This is a genomic window from Roseicyclus marinus, assembly GCF_030163795.1.
Classification (GTDB): domain Bacteria; phylum Pseudomonadota; class Alphaproteobacteria; order Rhodobacterales; family Rhodobacteraceae; genus Roseicyclus; species Roseicyclus marinus.
In genome coordinates this window covers 349,843-368,870 of sequence record NZ_JASJOF010000001.1, presented here as the reverse complement: position 1 = coordinate 368,870, position 19,028 = coordinate 349,843, and the positions used below count along the sequence as shown (strand labels likewise).

The following is a 19,028-nucleotide window of genomic DNA, read 5'->3' as shown; positions in this document are numbered from 1 at the left end:
CGACGAAGCCCGGCCTAGGCGCAGGCCACCCGCACCGCCCCGATCCAGGCGCGGTGCCGCTACATGAAAGGACGCGCGCCGTGCCTTGCACCGCTGACCAGATGGACCTGCCGCTTTCGGCGTTGCTGGGCGAGGAGGCCCGGGTTGCGGGCATCCGGCCGAGCGTTCTGAATTCGGATTTCTTCAGGGAATATTCGCTGACGCGGCTCTTGGAGAACCCCGAGGACGCCTATTACAGCCTGTTTCACACCCGTGGTATCGGGGCCACGATGCGGTTGCGCATCGTCGATGTGATTGCCGCGAAATTGCAGGCGATATGGCCGGAGCCATGGGTGCTGGCCGCGGCGGAGCCGGAGACCGGGATCGCTGATGAGACCGGGGCGGAGGACGGACCGGACGCGCGGTTGCGCGGGTTCGTGCGGCATTGGCTGACGCAAGCCGAACGCCACCCACGGCCGAGGCTGCGCCAGAAGCGCAGCTGAACGGCCGGGGCGGCGCGGCCTCAGATCAGCATGCGTTCGCGCGCGATGATGCAGGCATGGGCGCGGTTGCGGGCCGCAAGCTTCATGCAGATGTTGCGCATAATCATTTTGACTTGCGTTTCGGTATTGGCGATTTCGCGGGCGATTTCCTTGTTGGTCTCGCCATCGGCGGCCAGCCGCAGCACGTGGATTTCGCGGTCCGACAGCGGCGGACGCTTTTCGTCGGAGGGGCTAGAGACGGCGCTATCCGTATGCGGGATGAAGGTCTGGCCGGTCGCGATCAGCCGCAACGCGATCTCGAGCGATTTGAGCGGAAGTGTCTTGGGGATATAGCCCTTTACGCCGAGCGTGATGGCATCGTCGAGGAATTGCCGATCGACCTGCCCCGCAAAGAGGACGACGCTGCCCTCGCCCGCCTTGGCGATCACCTCGGTGATGCTGGCGAGGCCGTGCATTCCGGGCATCCGCAGGTCGAGCAAGATGACATCGTGGGCGGTCACGCTCAGTTCGTCGAGGGTTCCCTGAAGCGTAAAGGTGATGGACACATCGAAATCCGTGGTCCGCCGCAGACTGTCGGAAATAGCTTGCGCCAAAAGCGCGTGATCATCAGCAATCAGGACTTTCATCGTTTCGCTCCAACTTGCTGCTCTGAAAAACACGCGAGCCGGTCAAAACAAACGCAACAACCTGTATGTCTGGGTCTTGCTCCCCCAGATTGCGGGCCATAGCCTAGGCGCAAGACCGGGGCCACCCCGAAAGATCCTGCGCCTTGCCGAGCCCCGCTACCGCAGGGCGGCATAGCCTGCCTCGCACAAGTCCCCATGCCTCAAAAGAGCCAAGGGAGTTGGTGACTATTCGCTCCGCAACGCTATCGTCATATAAAGTTTGGCGCAACACACTCTGGTGGCATATGTGCCGTTGGTTGGCAAATAATTGCCCATTGCTATACAAAATCGGCATTGGGGTGGAAGTCAGGATGACTTTCGACCGGTTTTTGTGCATTTTCTCCTTCGATACAATCAGAAGGTAGGGAGACGCGCGCCAGTCATCTTCCCCGACAACCGGCCTCGCGGACCTAGATGGCCGAGGCAAGGGACCAACACAGCCCCGAAGCGGAGCGGGGCGGCAGACGCAAGATGGGCCATTCGGCCGAACACTGTACCCGTGACGATTTTCCAACCCGACAGTATGGGTTTTGACAGGGGATCGCGGGAGCGTGGCCGGAGCGGAGGAAAAACAGGGCTGGAGGTGCAGGTCATGCTGCAAGCTGGCCATCCTGTTCGGGGTCGCGCTGTTTGCGGCGGCGGTGTCGCTCTATCTTGCCGGTCGTGCCGAGCAGAGGCGCGAGATCGCCTATCTTCAGGCGCTCGCGCAATCAGAGGCGGGTCGGGTCGACACCCAGCTTGGGGCCTACAAGGCCGCGCTGATGACCATCGCGCAATCCGAGGCGCTGGTCGGGGGCGATGACCTGCCCACCTTGCGTGCGGAGGCGGAGCGGGTGGGTGAGTTGTTCGGGGTCTGGTTCATGCTGGCACCGGCCGGGCAATCCTTTGAGCCGCTGATGCGGTCGGGATCGCGGGAAGCCTTGCCCGTGACCGAACCGGCATCCGCCCATCCCGAGCTGGTGGCTACCGAGCAGGCGGCGCTGGAGAGCGGTCAGCCGACAGTTTCGGACGCGTTCACGAGCCTTCTCACCGGCGCGCTGATCGTGACGCTGGCCACGGGCGTTCCCGCCGGTGACGGTGTTGCGACGGACCGGGTGCTTTACCTGTCTTTCGACATGGCGCATCTGTCGGGCCTGTTGCAGGTGGATGCCTTGCCGCCCGATCATGTGGCCATCATCTTCGACGGCTCGCGGCGCGTCATTGCGCGGTCCGCGGATATCGACCGCCACCAATTGGCCCCGGTGCCCGCGATGCTGGCCGAGGCTGTGCCGGAGGCAGAGACGGCGGTGTGGGTCGGAGCAAATGACGAAACGGTCGGACTGCGCCGGGTTCATGCCATCCACAGGCTGGAGGCCGCGCCACATTGGGGCCTTGCCGTCTCGGCCCCGCATCGATCGGTCTTGGCGCTGGGGCTTGGCACGATCTGGCCCGCCCTGTCGGTTCTGGCAACGATCCTGTTGCTGGTCACGGGCGATACGATCCGGACCCGCACGATGATGGCGCGTCGGGCGCGCGACCGTGCCATGACAAAAGCCGCCGAGACAGCGAAGCTGAACGAGGCCCTGCGCGCGGAGCAAGCCCGCAGGACCAAGCTGATCGGGATCGTCGGGCATGAATTGCGCACGCCTTTGATCGCGCAGCTTGGCGCGCTGGACCTGCTGGAGCGGGACATGCCCGCACCGGAGCGGGCAGAGTTGATCGAACGGGCCCGCCGCGACGCCCACGACATGCTGGATCTTCTGGAAGATCTGTTGGACGTGGCCCGGATCGGCACGGGTGAGGCGCGATTGCAGCCCGTTCGCGTCGATCCGGCCGCCCTTGTGCGGGAAACCGCCCGGATGCTGGAGCCGCTGGCCCGGCGCAACAGCAACGAGATCACGGTCGAGATCCTGAACGAGACCGGGCCGGTTCTGGCCGATCCGGGGGCGCTGCGCCGGATCTTGCTGAATTTCGGCAGCAATGCCGCGAAATTCACCCGCGACGGCAAGATCGTTCTGGCGCTGCGGGCGCGTCCGGCGGGCGAGGAAAGGATCGAGGTCATCTTGTCGGTGACGGATACGGGCGTGGGGATCGCGCCCGAGGACCAAGGAAAATTGTTCCAGGATTTCGGGATGCTGGAGGCGACCCGCGCGCTTGATCCGGGCGGCACGGGGTTGGGACTTGCGATCTGCCGGGGTCTGGCCGAGGCGATGGGCGGGCGCGTCGGCGTGACGAGCCGCCCCGGCTTTGGGTCGACCTTTACAGCCGAAATCCCCCTGCCCCGCTGCGCCGAGCCCGCGCCACTGGGTGACGGCACGGACTTGGCGGGGCTGCGCGTGCTGCTGGCCGAGGATCAGGAGATCATCCGCAGGGTCACCGCCCATCGGCTGGAGGCACTGGGCGCGGAGGTGGTGGCGGTGGCGGATGGCGTGATGGCGGTGGCCGAGGCGCAGAGCCGGGATTTCGACCTGATCTTGCTGGATCTGCGGCTGCCCGGGCTGGACGGGGCAGAGGCCGCGCGGCGGATCCGGTCCGGGGCGGGGCATGAGGCGGGTGCCGTGATCGTCGGTGTGACCGCGGATCGCAACGCCGCGGCAGAGGCGTTGGTCGCGGACGGCGTGATGGCGGCCTGTCTGACCAAACCGCTTGATCCGCGCGCCTTGGCCCGACATCTGCGCGCGGCAGCGGGAGCGCCGGAAATGGTGCCGGGCGGGGTTTGCGTGATCGACGCGGCGGCGGTGGATTGGCTGAGCGAAGCACCGTGTTTCGCGCGTGAGTTGTTCGAGACGCTGCGGAAGGACACCGAGGTGGCGCTGGGCGCCATCGCGGCGGCGCGGGCGGCGGGCGATCTGAGCGCTGTCGCGGAGATCGCGCACCGGGCCTCGGGCCTTGCGAAAGCCTGCGGGGCCAGCGCACTTGGCGCGGCGATGGACCAGATCGACCGCGCCGCGCTGGCGGGGGATGCGGCCGGAGTGGACGAGGCGCGGGCGCGGGCCTGCCGTGTGGCGGCGGAGACGGACAAGGCGCTGGAGGCGCGACGGGAGACCGCGGCAAGCTGAGGCGGGGCGGCGCAAGGGCATGGTTTGCCCGGCGCGGCCGGAGCATGGCCCCCCCCCGTGGGCGCAAAGCCCGGCCCGCACCCAAACTTTAGAGTGAAATATATCCTAATATCAGTATTTCGCCGTGGCCGGGATGCCGCTACGCAGGATCGGCAAAGCCGACCGCTGCGTCCGCGCATCAGAAAGCCGTTTTGACCGAGTTTGCGGCGGTCGGGTGAGTGGTTGCTCGGGCCACGCTTCCCCCGTGCCGTTGGAGTGACCGCTCATGAGACCGCACGAGACTTTGGATTGCCTCGACCTGCCGCAGCCGTTGGTCACCCTGTTCGAAGGCCTGCCCGTCGCAGCGGCCCTCCATGACCCGAGCGGCGAGAACGGCGTTTGTTTCGTGAACGAGGTCTTTACCGCGACTTTCGGCTATGCGCCGGGCGATGTGCCCGATCTCGCATCTTGGGCGGCGCGCGTCTATCCGGACCCGGCCTATCGCCGGGCGGCGCTGGCGCGCTGCAGGTCCATCGTGGAGGCGCAACGGCGCACCGGGCGGGTGCAGCCGCCGGTGGAACACCTCATCACCGACAAGGCAGGCCGGTCGCGGAATGTGCAGATCGGGGTCGCGCCGCAGGGCGATTTCGTTTTGCTGACCTTTCAGGACATCACCGGCCTGCGCCAGACCGAGGCGCGCGAACGCGCCAAGCAAGCCGCGCTGGACCGGGCTGCCCATGCGCTGACCGAGGATATGCCCGGCGGGGCCTTCACCATGCTGCTGGAGCCGGGGCAGGACATGGCACGGTTCACCTTCGCAAGCCGGCATTTCCTCGACCTGATGGGAGTGGAGCGGGACAGGGTGCTGGCCGATCCCATGGCGGTCCTGGATTGCATCCCGGACGAGGATCGGGAGCCGTGGATCGCGGCGCACCGCGCGGCCTTTTGTGCCCGCACCGCCTTTTCGCGGGAAATGCGGACGGTCGTCGGGGGCGAGACCCGCTGGGTCCGGGCGGATGCCGTGCCCCGCGATCTTGGTTATGGCTGGTTCGTCTGGGAAGGCGTGATGGTCGACATCACACCGCTGCGGGTGACGGAGCAGCGGCTGGAACGGGTGCTCGACGCCGCGCAGGCCTATGTCTGGAGCCTCGATCTGCCCTCGGGATTGACGGTGTTCAACGACCGTTGGGCGCAGAGCCACGGCCTTGCGCCCGTGCAGCACCTCGACACCTGGATGAAGGGGGTTCATCCCGAGGATCGGCACATCGTCCGTGATGCGATGGCCCGGATCAGGGCGGGCGAGATCGATCAGGCGACCTGCATCTACAGGCGGCGGAACGCGGCGGGGGCATGGCGCTGGATCAAGGTCTTTGCCGGGGTCAACGGCCGCGACGCGACGGGCCGCCCGCACACGCTGTCGGGCGTCAGTTTCGACATCACCGCCGAGCAGGAAAGCCGGATCGAGGCACAGGAAACGCAGGCCAGCCTGCGCGAGGAGCTGCAACGGGCCCACCAGCGCGAAACGGTGGCGCAGGTGGCGGGCGGGCTGGCCCATGACCTGAACAACCTGATCGGGCTGGTGTTGTGGAACATCGAAAAGCTCGATCCGCTGGGCGCGCGGGACGCCGACGTGGCCGCAAGCCTGTCGCAGATGCGCCGCGCGGTGGACATGTCGCGCGACCTGATCGGCGGGCTGGAGGGGCTGTGGCATCCCGAGACCGCGCGGTCGGACCAGGATCTGGGCGCGCTTTTGTCGGCGGCGCGCGACCTGATCGGGTGGGGGCGCGCCAAACGTCACGACCTGCGGGTCGCGGTGCCTGCCCTCCCCCTGCCGATCTGGGGCAATCCGACGGAGATCCTTCAGGTGCTGATGAACCTGACGCTGAATGCCTGCGATGCCGGAACGCCGGATCGCCCCGCAAGGGTCGATATCGCGGCACTGGAGCCGGGAACGGCCCGGCCCGGCTGTCACCCCGATGCGGGCGTGCCGATCCACCCGGAGACGGAGGTGGTGATGTTCACCATCACGGACACGGGCACCGGCATCACCGCCGATGTGCGGGACCGGATGTTCCGCCATCATTTCACGACCAAGGGCGCGCGGGGCACCGGGCTTGGCCTGCCGATCGTGGCGCGGATCCTGCAACACAACAAGGCGGCGATGTGGATCGACACCGCGATCGGCACCGGAACGACGATGACGATCGCCTGGCCGGCCACCGCGCCCCGCATGGCCGAGCCCCCAGAGGCAGGCGCACAGCCCGAGCCGACGGCAGGTGTTCCGGTCGATCCGTCCCTGCTGGCGGGGACGCAAGCACTGGTCGTCGATGATCTGCCCGATGTGGCCATGGTTCTTGCCGCGATGCTGGAGACAGCGGGGGCGGCGGCCTATTGCGAAACCGACGCCGATCTTGCGCTGCAGATGCTGGCAGAGACACCGGGGATGTTTTCGGTGCTGGTGACGGACCTGCACATGCAGGGCATGGACGGCCTTGCCTTGGCGCGGCAGGCCGCCCTGCTGGATCCACCGATACCTACGGTGCTGGTGACCGCTCGGGCCGAGATGCTGGCCATGGAGGACCGAACGGCCTTTGCCGCCGTCTTGCCCAAGCCGGTCTCGAGCGCGGAGATGGTGCAGGCCGTGCGCAAGGCGGTGAACCGGGCCTGACAAGAACACACGGCGACATCCGGCTGCGTCCTTTGAGAGCAGGGCGAGATGCGCGCGACATGGGGAGCATGCGATCTTGACGCAGCAGACCGACCGCAGCCCCCATGCGAGTGCGGGGCCGGTGGGGCGGTCGGATGTTCAAGAAATTGTGCCAGATGATGGCGGAGACGATGGGATTCGAACCCACGAGACGGTTTCCCGCCTACTCCCTTAGCAGGGGAGCGCCTTCGACCACTCGGCCACGTCTCCGCCGACCCGTCTAATCGCAGCCCCTGCCGGGGACAAGCCTTAATTCAGGGGCAAACCGCCGCTCAGGCGTTGAACAGGAAATGCAGGACGTCGCCGTCCTTGACCTCGTAGGTTTTGCCTTCGACGCGCATCTTGCCCGCCTCCTTGGCGCCCGTCTCGCCCTTCAGCGCGACGTAATCGTCATAGGCGATGGTCTCGGACCGGATGAAGCCGCGTTCGAAATCGCCATGGATGACACCTGCGGCCTGGGGGGCCAGCGTGCCCTTTCGGATGGTCCAGGCGCGGGCCTCCTTGGGGCCGACGGTGAAATAGGTCTGAAGGCCCAAAAGCGCGTAGCCCGCGCGGATCAGGCGGTCGAGGCCCGCCTCCTCCAGCCCCATTTCCTCGAGGAACATCGCGGCCTCGTCGGCGTCCAGTTGGGCGATCTCCTCCTCGATGCGGGCGGAGATGACGACATGGGCGGCACCTTGGGCGGCTGCCATTTCGGCCACGCGGGCGGATTGCGCATTGCCGGAGGCGGCCGAGGATTCCTCGACGTTGCAGACGTAGAGGATGGGTTTGGAGGTCAGAAGCTGGAGCATCTTCCACGCCTTCTGATCCTCTTCGGCGACGGGCACGAGGCGGGCGGGCTTGCCGTCCTCCAGCATGGCCTGCGCGGCCTTGAGCAGGCGTTCCTGGGCCACGGCTTCCTTGTCGCCGCCACGGATCTTGCGGGTGAGGTTCTGGATGCGCTTCTCGATCGATTCCAGATCGGCCAGCATCAGCTCGGTCTCGATCGTTTCGGCATCGGCGATGGGGTCGACGCGGCCCTCGACATGGGTGACATCGCCATCCTCGAAACAGCGCAGCACATGGGCGATGGCGTCGGTTTCGCGGATATTGGCGAGAAACTGGTTGCCAAGGCCCTCGCCCTTGGAGGCGCCCTTCACCAGCCCCGCGATGTCGACGAAGGTCATGCGCGCCGGGATCACCTGTTTGGAGGCCGCAATGGCGGCAAGCCGGTCCAACCTTGGGTCGGGCACGGCCACGTCGCCTACATTCGGTTCGATCGTGCAGAAGGGAAAATTCGCCGCCTGCGCCGCGGCGGTTTTCGTCAGCGCGTTGAAAAGCGTCGACTTGCCGACATTCGGCAGGCCCACGATGCCCATCTTGAAGCCCATCTGCGCATCCTTCGCCGGTTTGCGGAAATTCGCGGGCATGTAGGGGGGGCGGGGCCCCGGCGTCAAGGTTGCGTCAGGTCGTGCCGGGCTTGACTTGAGGATTGGGGCGGGCCACCTCGGGCTTGCGGCAGCGCCGTCCCCGCGTGGCTGGGGTTTCGTTCAAGACTAGACGCATCGCCGGGGGCCCGTCTGCGATGCCGGTGGTATTGTCCATGTCTGCCCTGCCCCCGCCTGTGCCCGGCGCGCTGCGCGCCGAAATCGGACCGCTTGTGGCGCTGTCAGTGCCGATGATGGTCGGCCTGTCGGCGGTGACGCTGATGGGCGTGGTGGACACGGTCATGGTGGCGCCCTTGGGCACAGTGCCGCTGGCGGCCGTGGGGATCGCCTCGGCGGTCGGGATCTTGTTCATCGCGGCGCTGTGGGGGGTCGTGACGGTCGCGGGCGTGCGGATGGCGCAGGCCCATGGTGGTGGCGATGCGCGCGCCGTCTCGGGCGAGGTGCGGGCGGGATTGGTTCTGGGCGCGCTGACGGGGGCGGCGGGCGCCGTGCTGATGCTGGGGCTGTTGCCCTTCCTCGGCTGGATCGGGCAGCCGCAGGCCGTGGTCGCGGCCCTGCCGGTCTACTGGGCCCTCGTGGCGCTGGGATTGGTGCCCTTTACCGTTTTCTTCGTGCTCAAGGCGCTGTTCGACACCATCGGTCGGCCATGGGCGGGGGTGGTGTTGAGCTATCTGGGCGTGGCGCTGAACGTGCCGCTCAACTGGCTGTTGATCTACCAGCTGGGTCTGGGATTGCCCGGCGCGGGGGCGGCAAGCCTCATGTCGCAAGTGGCAAGCCTTGGGGTTGGGCTTTTGGTTTGGCGGCACTGGGCCGTGCTCGCCCCGTTCCGGCAAAGGGCGCGCGGGATCGGGCCACGGATGCGCGCGCAATGGCGTGATGGCTGGCCCCTGACGCTGGGCTATGCGGGCGAAGGCGGATCCTACGCGCTGATCGGGGTGATGATCGGCTGGCTGGGGGCCGAGGCGCTGGCCGCGAACCAGATCGTCCATGCGGTGGCGGGCGTCGCCTATGTCTTTCCGCTGGGTATGGCTGGGGCGGCCTCCCTCCGGGTGGGGATGGCGGTGGGCGCGGGAGAACGCGCGCGGCTTAGGCCCCTGCTCAAGGCGGCGCTTTTGATCGTGACAACATGGATGCTGGGCGTGATGGCCGTGCTGCTGATCGCGGGGGAGGCCATCGCGGGGGCCCTGTCGGACGATCCGGCGGTCATCGCCATCGCGGTCACGCTGTTTCTGGCGGTGGCGGTCATGCAGGTGGCCGATGGGGTGCAATCCACCACGCTCGGCGCGCTCAGGGGGATGATGGATGCGCGTTGGCCCACGATGGTGTCGCTGATCGCCTATTGGCCGGTGGCCCTGCCGGCGGGCTACGTGATGGGGTTCGTGCTGGACCTGGGTGCGGTCGGTGTCTGGATCGGCTTTGCGCTGGGTCTGGCGGTTGCCGCTGTGGCGCTGCCGTTGCGCTACCGCCATCTGACGCGGGTGCCGAAACCTACCCTGCCCCATTGATTTCCGCGCGCCCATGGCCCAAACCCGCGCGGACCAGTGACCTGAGGGGCGGATATGACACGGATCGACGACACCTTCGCGCGGCTGAAGGCCGAGGGGAAAAAGGCCTTCGTGGCCTATGTCATGGCGGGCGACCCGGATTACGACACCTCGGTCGAGATCGTGAAGGCGCTGCCGGGCGCGGGTGTGGACATCATCGAGTTGGGGATGCCCTTCACCGATCCGATGGCCGATGGCGAAACGATCCAGCTGGCCGGTCAGCGCGCGCTGGAAGGCGGCCAGACGCTTGACAAGACGCTCCAGATCGCGCGCGAATTGCGCAAGGGCGATGACAAGACGCCGATCGTGATGATGGGCTATTACAACCCGATCTATTCGCGCGGCGTCGATACCTTTCTGGCGCAAGCCAAGGAGGCGGGGATCGACGGCCTGATCATCGTCGACCTGCCGCCCGAAGAAGATGACGAGTTGTGCATCCCGGCGCAGAAGGCGGGGTTGAACTTCATCCGGCTGGCGACGCCCACGACGGATGGCAAGCGTCTGCCCAAGGTGCTGCAAAACACCAGCGGCTTTGTCTATTACGTCTCGATCACCGGGATCACGGGTGCCGCCGAGGCGGATGCGGCACAGGTCGCCCCCGAGGTGGCGCGGATCAAGGCCGCCACCGACCTGCCCGTCATCGTGGGCTTCGGGATCAAGACGCCCGCAGCTGCGCAATCCATCGCGGGCATCGCGGATGGCTGCGTTGTGGGATCGGCCATCGTGGCGCAGATCGCGGCAGGAAAGCCCGTGGCCGAGATCGCGGATTTCGTGGCGGGGCTGGCGGCAGGCGCGCATCGCGCCTAGGGGCGCATAGCGCGGCAGGTCGCCTAAGGGCGCAAAGCGCTCAGCGCATGAATCTTTTGCGGGCTTCGGTCGCGATGGACAGTTTCATGTCCAACTCTGCGATCCGCACCATGGCCGCGCGGCGGTCCGAAGGGTCGGTCGTCGCGGCATAGGCGGCCTTTGCCTCGGCCAGCTGTTTCTTGAGCTGGATTTCCTCGGGCAGCGCGCCGTGTTCGGCCATGATGCGAAAACCGATGGCCTCGCCCGGGTCGACAAGCGCGGCCTCGGGATGCTCGGGCAAGGGTTTTCCCTCGCCGGCCAGACCCGACAGCTTGCCCTCGGCTCGGGCCTTGAGCATGCGGCGTTCGGCGAGGCGATCCAACCAGAGGGGCATGGGCGCAACGATAGCACGCCCCGCGGGCCGACACGAGATTTACCGCGCGGACATTCCAAGATGTCCGGCGCGGAAACCTGCAGTTTCGCCAGATCAGCCGATGGCGGCCAGACGGTCCAGCGCGTCCTTGATCTTGGCGGCTTCTTCCTCGCGGGCGGCAAGGTTCTCGCGGGCTTCCTCCACGATCTCCTCGGGTGCGCTTTCGACGAATTTGGGATTGCCCAAGCGCCCCTTGAGACCCCCGATTTCCTTGCCGAGCTTGTCCATCACCTTGGCCAGACGGGCCTTTTCCTCGGCCACGTCGATCAGGTCGGCGATGGGCAGGCCAAAGACCGCGCCTTCGGCCGCGACCGTCACGGCCCCTTTGGGCATGGCGGCAACCTGCGTCACCTCCGACAGGCGGGCCAGCCGTTCGATCATCGCCGCGTTGCGCTCGAACGCCGCCTGCCCTTTCTCGTCAAGCTCCACCTGCAACAGCTGCACCTTGAGGCCTGCGGGCACATGCATCTGCGCGCGGACAGACCGGATTTCCTCGATCAGGCCGATGACCCAGCCCATTTCGCGATCGGCATCCGTGTCGATCAGTTCGGCGCCATAGTCCGGCCAATCGGCATGAACCAGCATCTTGGGCCGGTCCGCGATGGCGCCCCAAAGTTCCTCGGTGATGAAGGGCATCGTAGGGTGCAAGAGGATCAGGCACTGGTCGATGACCCATGCCATGGTCGCGCGCGTTTCCGCGATCACCGCTTCGTCGCCCGAGGCGAAGAGGGGCTTGGCGAATTCGAGATACCAGTCGCAGACCCGGCCCCAGACAAAGGCATAAAGCCCGTTCGCGGCATCGTTGAAGCGGTAGCCTGACAGCGCCTCGTCATGGGCCATGCGCGCACGGGCGGTTTCGCCGACGATCCACTTGTTGACCGTCTGGGTGACGCCCGCCGGGTCGAAACCCGGTACCGGCTTGCAGTCGTTCATTTCCGCGAAACGGGCGGCGTTCCAGAGTTTGGTGCCGAAATTGCGGTAGCCCGCGATGCGGTCCTTCGACAGTTTCAGGTCGCGCCCCATGGCGGCCATGGAGGTCAGGGTGAAGCGCAGGGCATCAGCCCCGAATTCCTCGATCAGTTCGAGCGGGTCGAGGACATTGCCGATGCTCTTCGACATCTTGCGCCCCTTCTCGTCGCGGACGAGGGCGTGGACATAGACATCGCGGAAGGGCACGTCGCCCACGACGGCCAGCTGCATCATCATCATCCGGGCGACCCAGAAAAAGATGATGTCGAAGCCCGAGACGAGGGTGGAGGTCGGGAAATAGCGTTTCAGTTCTGGCGTCTGTTCCGGCCAGCCGAGCGTGCCGATGGGCCAGAGACCCGAGGAGAACCAGGTGTCGAGGACATCGGGGTCGCGCGTCAGCGCCTTGCCGCCGGATTTGGCGATCGCCTCGGCCTCGGTCGACGCGCAATACATGCCGCCGTCCTCGTCGTACCACACCGGGATCTGGTGGCCCCACCACAGCTGGCGCGAGATGGTCCAGGGCTCGATATTCTCGAGCCAATGGAAATACACCTTGCGGTGCTGTTCGGGCATGATCTGGGTGCGGCCGTCACGGACGGCATCGAGCGCGGGGCCCACGATCTTGGCGGTGTCCACGAACCACTGGTCGGTCAGCATCGGTTCGATGACGACCTTGGACCGGTCGCCATGGGGCTGGGTGATGGTCTTGGCCTCGACAAGGGGGACAAGCGCATCGGCACCTTCGGCGTCGGGCTTGAGCGCGTCCTTGCCCAGACGCGGGTCATCGGCCCGCGTCATCACGGCCAGACCCTCGGCGGTGATCTCGGCGATCACACGCGCCCGCGCCTCGTAGCGGTCGAGCCCGCGCAGATGGTCGGGCACGAGGTTCAGGGCATCGGCCTCTGCCTCGGTCAGGGTCTTTTCGCCATTGGCCACGGCCTGCGCGATGGCGGCTGCCTCGGCGTAGGGGGTGCCGTCGGCGCGCAGCTGCGCGCGGGTGTCCATCAGACGGTAGCAGGGGATACCGCCGCGCTTGGCCACGCCGTAGTCGTTGAAATCATGCGCGCCCGTGATCTTGACCGCGCCGGAGCCGAAGGTGGGATCGGGGTATTCATCGGTGATGATCGGGATCAGGCGGCGGTGTTCCTTGGGCCCGACGGGGATTTCGCACAGCATCCCCACGATAGGCTTGTAACGCTCGTCATCGGGATGGACGGCCACCGCGCCATCGCCCAGCATCGTCTCGGGGCGCGTCGTGGCGATGGAGATGTAATCCCGCGTCTCGCGCAGGATCACGTTCCCGTCTTCATCTTTCTCGACATATTCATAGGTTTGTCCACCGGCGAGCGGATACTTGAAATGCCACATATGGCCGGGGGTATCGATGTTCTCGACCTCGAGATCGCTGATCGCGGTCTCGAAATGCGGGTCCCAGTTCACCAGCCGCTTGCCGCGGTAGATGTAGCCTTTTTCGTACATGTCCACGAAGACCTTGATGACGGCATCGTGGAAATTCCCCTCTTCGCCCGCAGGCGCGCCGGGGGCGCCGGACATGGTGAAAGCCTCGCGCGACCAATCGCAGGACGCCCCCAGCCGCTTGAGCTGCTGGCGGATCGTGCCGCCCGATTTCGCCTTCCACGCCCAGACATGGGACAGGAATTCCTCGCGGGTCATGTCGCGGCGGGATTTGCCCTCCTTGGCCAGTTCGCGTTCGACGACCATCTGGGTGGCGATGCCCGCATGGTCGGTGCCCGGCTGCCAAAGCGTGTCGAAGCCGCGCATCCGGTGCCAGCGCGTCAGCACGTCTTGCAGCGTGTTGTTGAAGGCATGGCCCACATGCAGCACACCCGTGACATTGGGCGGCGGGATCATGATGGAAAAGGGCTCGGCCCCGGGGCGTGCATTGGCCCCGGCCTTGAAGCACCCGCGCGCCTCCCATTCGGCGGCGATGCGCGGTTCGGCTTCGGCGGCGTTGAAACTCTTGTCCATGGGCGGCGTCCCTCTCGTCGGTCAGGGCGTCAGGTAGCGGATGGCGGGCGCGAGGAAAAGGGGGCGAGGGGCGCGTGCGTGGCGGCGTTGCAAGGGGGGCGCTGCCGCCTTGATGAGTATTTGGAAAGCAAAGACGGGGCGGTCAGGCCAGATGGGCCGCGACGGCGCGGGCGGCGCGGTCGAGCGCGGCCTCGTCCAGATCCCCCCCGTCGATCTGCGCGATCACGGGGCTTGCGTCGTCGCGGCGAAGCCGGCCATAGGCGCGGTCGTAGTGCGCCTCGATCAGGGCGCGCGACAGCGCCTCTGTCTCGCCCGCCGTGAGCAGCGCGAGCCAATCTTCGACCGTGGCATGGCCCGCAACACTGCGCAGCCCGTTCAGCCGCCGGGTCAGCCCCTCGGTATCGGCGGCGAGATCGGCATAGACGGCGGCGAGGTAGCGCGCGCGGGCCGCGACCGGCGCCTCGATCACGATCCGGGGGGCGTCGCGCATGGCGACCCAAAGGGCGGGCGGCAGGCGCAGGGTGCCGATCCGGGCCGATTCCGCCTCGACCAGCAGGGGACGGGCGGGGTCGAGCCGCGAGAGCGCCCCGACCAGCGCGGATTCGAAAGCCTTTTGCGCGGGTTGATCCCCCTCCACATCGCCGAGGATGGAGCCGCGATGCCGCGCCAACCCTTCGAGGTCGACCACCTGCCCGCCAAGGCTGGCGACACGTTTGAGGATCTCGGTCTTGGCCGTGCCGGTATAGCCGTCGAGCCGGATCACCCGAAACGGCAGGACCGCGTCGTAGAGTTGGCCCACGACATGGCGCCGCCATGTGCGGTAGCCGCCCTCCAGCACTTCGGCGCGCCAGCCGATCTGTTGCAGGATCGAGGTGAAGGATCCCGACCGCTGACCGCCACGCCAGCAATAGACAAGCGGCCGCCAGCCGCCGTCATGGCCCATCAGCCGCGTCTCGATGTGGTGGGCGGCGTTGCGCGCCACCAGCGCCGCGCCGATCTTTCGCGCGCGAAAGGGGCTGTCTTGCACGTAGATCGTGCCGACCTCGGCCCGTTCGGCATCGGACAGGACAGGCATCGAGACCGCGCCCGGCAGATGATCCTCGGCGAATTCCGAGGGGCTGCGCACGTCGATCAGCGCGTCGAACCCAGCCGCCCGCAGCGCCGACAGATCGGTGAAGCGGAAGGCCAATCGGGTCAGTCCAGCTCGCCGTTCATGGCGCGGAAGCGCTGGATCAGGCTGGACGTATCCCAGCGCCCGCCGCCCAGTTGCTGCACATCGGCGTAGAACTGGTCGACGATGGCGGTCACCGGCAGGGAGGCGCCGATTTCCTTGGCCTGCCCCAGCGCGATGCCCAGATCCTTGCGCATCCAGTCGACGGCGAAACCGTGGTTGAACTGGTTGTCCACCATGGTGCCCGCGCGGTTCTTGAGCTGCCAGGATCCGCCTGCGCCTTGGGCAACCAGATCGGCGACCGCCTTGGGGTCGAGGCCGGCCTTCATCGCGAAATAAAGCCCCTCGGACATGGCCTGCACGAGGCCCGCGATGCAGATCTGGTTGACCATCTTGGTCAGTTGGCCCGCACCGATCGCGCCGAAATGGACCGTCGCCTTGGAATAGGCGGCCACGACGGGTTCGGCGGCAGCATAATGGGCGGCATCACCGCCGCACATGATGGCGAGCTGGCCGTTTTCAGCCCCTGCCTGCCCGCCCGAAACGGGCGCATCGACCCAGCCGATGCCGGCCTCGGCGGCGGCGCCGGCCAGTTCGCGCGTCACGGTGGCCGAGACGGTGGTGTGATCGACCACGATCGCGCCCGATTTCATCCCCGCCAACGCGCCATCGGGCCCGGCATAGACCGAGCGGAGGTCATCGTCGTTGCCGACGCAGGACAGGACGAAATCGCATCCTTCGGCGGCCTCGCGCGGGGTCGCAGCAAAGGCACCGCCATGTTCGGCCACCCAAGCCTCGGCCTTGGCCGTCGTACGGTTGTAGACGGTCACGGCATGGCCCGCGCGCAAAAGATGCGCCGCCATCGGATAGCCCATCACGCCAAGACCCAAAAACGCCAGTTTCGCCATCGCCCGTCCCTTTCATCGGTCTGTCCCGAACCGCGCGGACCCTAGCACCCAATCCCTGCATGTCCAGAGGACAGGACCTAGCGCGTCCAGAGGACAGGACCTGCCGTTTCCGCAGGACCGGCCCCTCGACGGATCGTTGCATTTGCACTAATCTTGCCCGGCACAGAGGGGGAAGAGACCATGGCCAAGGCCTTCGCATCGGCGGGTGACCTGTCCGAGAAGACCATCAGCTTCACCGAGATCGGCGAGGGGCTTTATGCCTTCACCGCCCAAGGCGACCCCAATTCGGGCGTCATCATCGGGGATGACAGCGTCATGGTGATCGAGGCGCAGGCCACGCCGCGCCTTGCCCGCAAGGTGATCGAGTGCATCAGGAGCGTGACGGACAAGCCGATTTCGCACCTTGTCCTGACCCATTACCACGCCGTCCGCGTGCTGGGCGCCTCGGCCTATGGCGCGGGTCAGGTGATCATGTCCGATGTCGCGCGATCCATGGTGGTCGAGCGCGGCCAAGAGGATTGGGACAGCGAATTCGCCCGCTTCCCGCGCCTGTTCCAGGGGCACGAGGACATTCCGGGCCTGACATGGCCCACCACGACCTTTTCGGACAGCATGACCGTGTACCTCGGCAATCGCCGGGTCGACATCTTCACGCCGGGTCGCGCGCATACGGCGGGCGACGCGGCGATCTGGGTGCCGGATGCCGAGGTCATGTTCACCGGCGATATCGTCGAATACCACTCGGCCTGTTATTGCGGCGACGGGCATTTCGCCGATTGGGGCGACACGCTGGACGTGATCGCGGGGTTCCGGCCACGCGCCATCGCGCCGGGGCGGGGCGATGCGCTGATCGGCGACATGGTGGGCCGCGCCATCGACAGCACGCGGGATTTCGTGAATTCCACCTACGATCCCGTCGCGCGCGTCGCGGCAAAGGGCGGCTCGCTCAAGGAGGCGATGGCGGCGGCGCGCGCCGTCTGCGATCCGAAATTCGGGGATTTCGCGATCTACGAACATTGCCTGCCCTTCAACATCGCCCGCGCCTATGACGAGGCGCGGGGCCTCGACCATCCGCGCATCTGGACCGCCGAACGGGATGCCGAGATGTGGGCGGCGCTGCAGGGCTGAGATGCGATGACCTGGCAAGACCGCTATCCGCTGTCCTTTCGGCTTTATCCCTATGCGCGGTCCGCCGATCAGGATGCGGCGCGGCCTGTCCATCATCCCGTGGTGATCCTTGGGGCCGGGCCGGTCGGCCTTGCGCTGGCGCTTGACCTTGGGTTGCGGGGGGCACCGGTGCTGGTGCTCGACGATCATGAGGGGGTCGGCCAAGGCTCTCGCGCGATCTGTTTCGCCAAACGCTCGCTGGACATCGCCCACCGGCTGGGCTGCGGGGCCGACATGCTGGCCAAGGGCGTGGTCTGGAACCGGGGCCGCGTGTTCCATGACCGGGACGAGGTCTATGCCTTTGACCTGCTGCCCGAGGACGGCCACCGCCACCCAGCCTTCATCAACCTGCAACAGCCATGGTTCGAACGCTTCCTTGTGGATGGGATCGCCCGCGCCAAGGCGCAAGGTGCGCCGATCGAGATCCGGGGCCGCAACCGGCTGAGCAGGATGGACGCGGCGGGCGATGGCGTGACGCTTCGTCTGGACACGCCCGATGGACCCTATGACCTGCGAACCGACTGGTTGATCGCCTGCGATGGCGCGCGCTCGCCCATCCGCGAGATGATGGGGCTGGGGTTCGAGGGGCGGGTGTTCGAGGACAATTTCCTGATCGCCGACGTGAAGATGAAAGCCGATTTCCCGACCGAACGCTGGTTCTGGTTCGAGCCATGGTTCAAGTCGGGCGCCTCCGCGCTGCTCCACAAACAACCCGACGACATCTGGCGGATCGACTTCCAGCTTGGCTGGAACATCGACCGCAAGGCCGAGCTTGACCCCACCCGGATCCGCAAACGCATCGACCTGATGCTGGGGCCGGACGTGGACTACGAGCTCGACTGGACCTCCATCTACACGTTCCAGTGCCGCCGGATGGAACGGTTCCGCCATGGCCGTGTGATCTTTGCAGGCGATGCCGCCCATCAGGTCAGCCCCTTTGGCGCGCGGGGGGCCAATTCGGGTGTGCAGGATGCCGACAACCTGGGCTGGAAACTCGCCGCCGTTCTGGCAGGCGCAGCGCCCGAAAGCCTCATCGACAGCTACGATGCCGAACGCATCCATGCCGCCGACGAGAATATCCGCAACTCCACCCGTGCGACCGATTTCATCACGCCCAAATCGCCGCAATCGCACCTGTTCCGCGATGCGGTGCTGCATCTGGCACGCCATGCACCCTTTGCCCGGCCCATGGTGAATTCGGGGCGCCTGTCGCTGCCCTCGGTCTATGACGCCTCGCCGCTCGTCACGCGCGACGCCCTGCCCGGCAGTCCGGCGCGGACCCGGCCCGGTGCGCCCTGCCCCGATGCGCGGCTCGGCGATGGCTACCTGCTCGATCATCTGGGGCGGGGCTTCACCCTTCTGGCGCTGGGGGCGACAGTGCCCAGCGTGCCGGATGGGGTGGCGGTTCTGACGCTCGACGCCGCCAATCCCGATTTGCGCGACCGCTATCTGGGGCAGGCGCAGCGCGCGCTCTACCTCATTCGGCCCGACCAGCATGTCGCCGCCCGCTGGGCTGCCTGCGACGCGGACAAACTGGCCCGCGCGTTCGACCGCGCCATGGGAAAGGCAGCGTGATGGCAAACCTGAACCTCGACCCCATCCTTTCCAATCCCGACGATCTTTACGAGGCGCTGATCGCCGCCCATGACGGCCTGACCCGTGAAGAGAGCGAGGCGTTGAACGCCCGCCTGATCCTGATCCTGATGAACCATCTCGGCGATCCGGGCGTGATACGGCAGGCGATCGAAGCCGCGAAACGCTAG

The 19,028-nt window shown here is 66.7% G+C and carries 14 protein-coding genes and 1 tRNA gene; 8 read left to right on the top strand and 7 right to left on the bottom strand.

The window, feature by feature from the left end:
* Positions 1 to 80: 80 nt before the first annotated feature.
* Positions 81 to 482, top strand: a complete 402-nt coding sequence (locus tag QQK63_RS01950; RefSeq protein ID WP_277826460.1) for a hypothetical protein — start codon at positions 81 to 83, stop codon at positions 480 to 482.
* 20 nt (positions 483 to 502) lie between these two features.
* Here QQK63_RS01950 and QQK63_RS01945 read toward each other — a convergent pair whose 3' ends face one another.
* The gene (locus QQK63_RS01945; protein WP_277826458.1) at positions 503 to 1,108 is read right to left on the bottom strand and encodes a response regulator transcription factor; all 606 of its coding nucleotides are present in this window, start codon (positions 1,106 to 1,108) and stop codon (positions 503 to 505) included.
* Positions 1,109 to 1,698: 590 nt separating this feature from the next.
* Between QQK63_RS01945 and QQK63_RS01940 the strand changes: the two genes are divergently transcribed.
* Positions 1,699 to 4,185 carry an ATP-binding protein gene (locus tag QQK63_RS01940; protein WP_277826456.1) on the top strand — a complete coding sequence of 829 codons (2,487 nt, stop codon included), beginning with the start codon at positions 1,699 to 1,701 and terminating at the stop codon, positions 4,183 to 4,185.
* 265 nt (positions 4,186 to 4,450) lie between these two features.
* Entirely contained in the window at positions 4,451 to 6,832 is a 2,382-nt protein-coding gene (locus tag QQK63_RS01935) for a hybrid sensor histidine kinase/response regulator (RefSeq protein ID WP_277826454.1), read from the top strand.
* A gap of 159 nt (positions 6,833 to 6,991) precedes the next feature.
* Here the strand turns inward: QQK63_RS01935 and QQK63_RS01930 are convergent.
* Positions 6,992 to 7,081 (bottom strand) — tRNA-Ser (locus QQK63_RS01930).
* A 62-nt stretch (positions 7,082 to 7,143) separates the two neighbouring features.
* The gene (gene ychF, locus QQK63_RS01925) at positions 7,144 to 8,241 is read right to left on the bottom strand and encodes a redox-regulated ATPase YchF (protein ID WP_277826452.1); all 1,098 of its coding nucleotides are present in this window, start codon (positions 8,239 to 8,241) and stop codon (positions 7,144 to 7,146) included.
* Between the two features lie 212 nt (positions 8,242 to 8,453).
* Here ychF and QQK63_RS01920 point away from each other — a divergent pair, with 212 nt between their 5' ends.
* Entirely contained in the window at positions 8,454 to 9,803 is a 1,350-nt protein-coding gene (locus tag QQK63_RS01920; RefSeq protein ID WP_277826451.1) for an MATE family efflux transporter, read from the top strand.
* Between the two features lie 54 nt (positions 9,804 to 9,857).
* Complete coding sequence (gene trpA / locus QQK63_RS01915; protein ID WP_277826449.1) at positions 9,858 to 10,649, top strand: tryptophan synthase subunit alpha; 792 nt, start codon at positions 9,858 to 9,860, stop codon at positions 10,647 to 10,649.
* 40 nt (positions 10,650 to 10,689) lie between these two features.
* On the opposite strand, the gene QQK63_RS01910 is transcribed toward trpA, so the two are convergent.
* The 4 genes from QQK63_RS01910 to QQK63_RS01895 all read right to left on the bottom strand — a co-directional run bounded on the left by QQK63_RS01910 (position 10,690) and on the right by QQK63_RS01895 (position 16,098).
* Entirely contained in the window at positions 10,690 to 11,022 is a 333-nt protein-coding gene (locus tag QQK63_RS01910; RefSeq protein ID WP_277826447.1) for a DnaJ family domain-containing protein, read from the bottom strand.
* 93 nt (positions 11,023 to 11,115) lie between these two features.
* Complete coding sequence (locus tag QQK63_RS01905) at positions 11,116 to 14,019, bottom strand: valine--tRNA ligase (protein ID WP_277826445.1); 2,904 nt, start codon at positions 14,017 to 14,019, stop codon at positions 11,116 to 11,118.
* 142 nt (positions 14,020 to 14,161) lie between these two features.
* A complete protein-coding gene (mnmH, locus tag QQK63_RS01900; RefSeq protein ID WP_277826443.1) occupies positions 14,162 to 15,208 on the bottom strand; it encodes a tRNA 2-selenouridine(34) synthase MnmH in 1,047 nt (348 codons plus the stop codon).
* 5 nt (positions 15,209 to 15,213) lie between these two features.
* Complete coding sequence (locus tag QQK63_RS01895; RefSeq protein ID WP_277826441.1) at positions 15,214 to 16,098, bottom strand: NAD(P)-dependent oxidoreductase; 885 nt, start codon at positions 16,096 to 16,098, stop codon at positions 15,214 to 15,216.
* Between the two features lie 180 nt (positions 16,099 to 16,278).
* Here QQK63_RS01895 and QQK63_RS01890 point away from each other — a divergent pair, with 180 nt between their 5' ends.
* From QQK63_RS01890 to QQK63_RS01880, 3 genes are read left to right on the top strand one after another with little or no spacing between them, the layout of a single operon-like run.
* Positions 16,279 to 17,226 (top strand): MBL fold metallo-hydrolase, encoded by a 948-nt coding sequence (locus QQK63_RS01890; protein ID WP_277826439.1) that lies wholly within the window; start codon positions 16,279 to 16,281, stop codon positions 17,224 to 17,226.
* 6 nt (positions 17,227 to 17,232) lie between these two features.
* Positions 17,233 to 18,840: an FAD-dependent oxidoreductase gene (locus QQK63_RS01885; RefSeq protein ID WP_277826438.1), complete on the top strand. Its 1,608-nt coding sequence runs from the start codon at positions 17,233 to 17,235 to the stop codon at positions 18,838 to 18,840.
* Positions 18,840 to 19,028: a DUF2783 domain-containing protein gene (locus tag QQK63_RS01880; RefSeq protein WP_277826436.1), complete on the top strand. Its 189-nt coding sequence runs from the start codon at positions 18,840 to 18,842 to the stop codon at positions 19,026 to 19,028. Before QQK63_RS01885 ends, QQK63_RS01880 begins: the two co-directional genes overlap by 1 nt.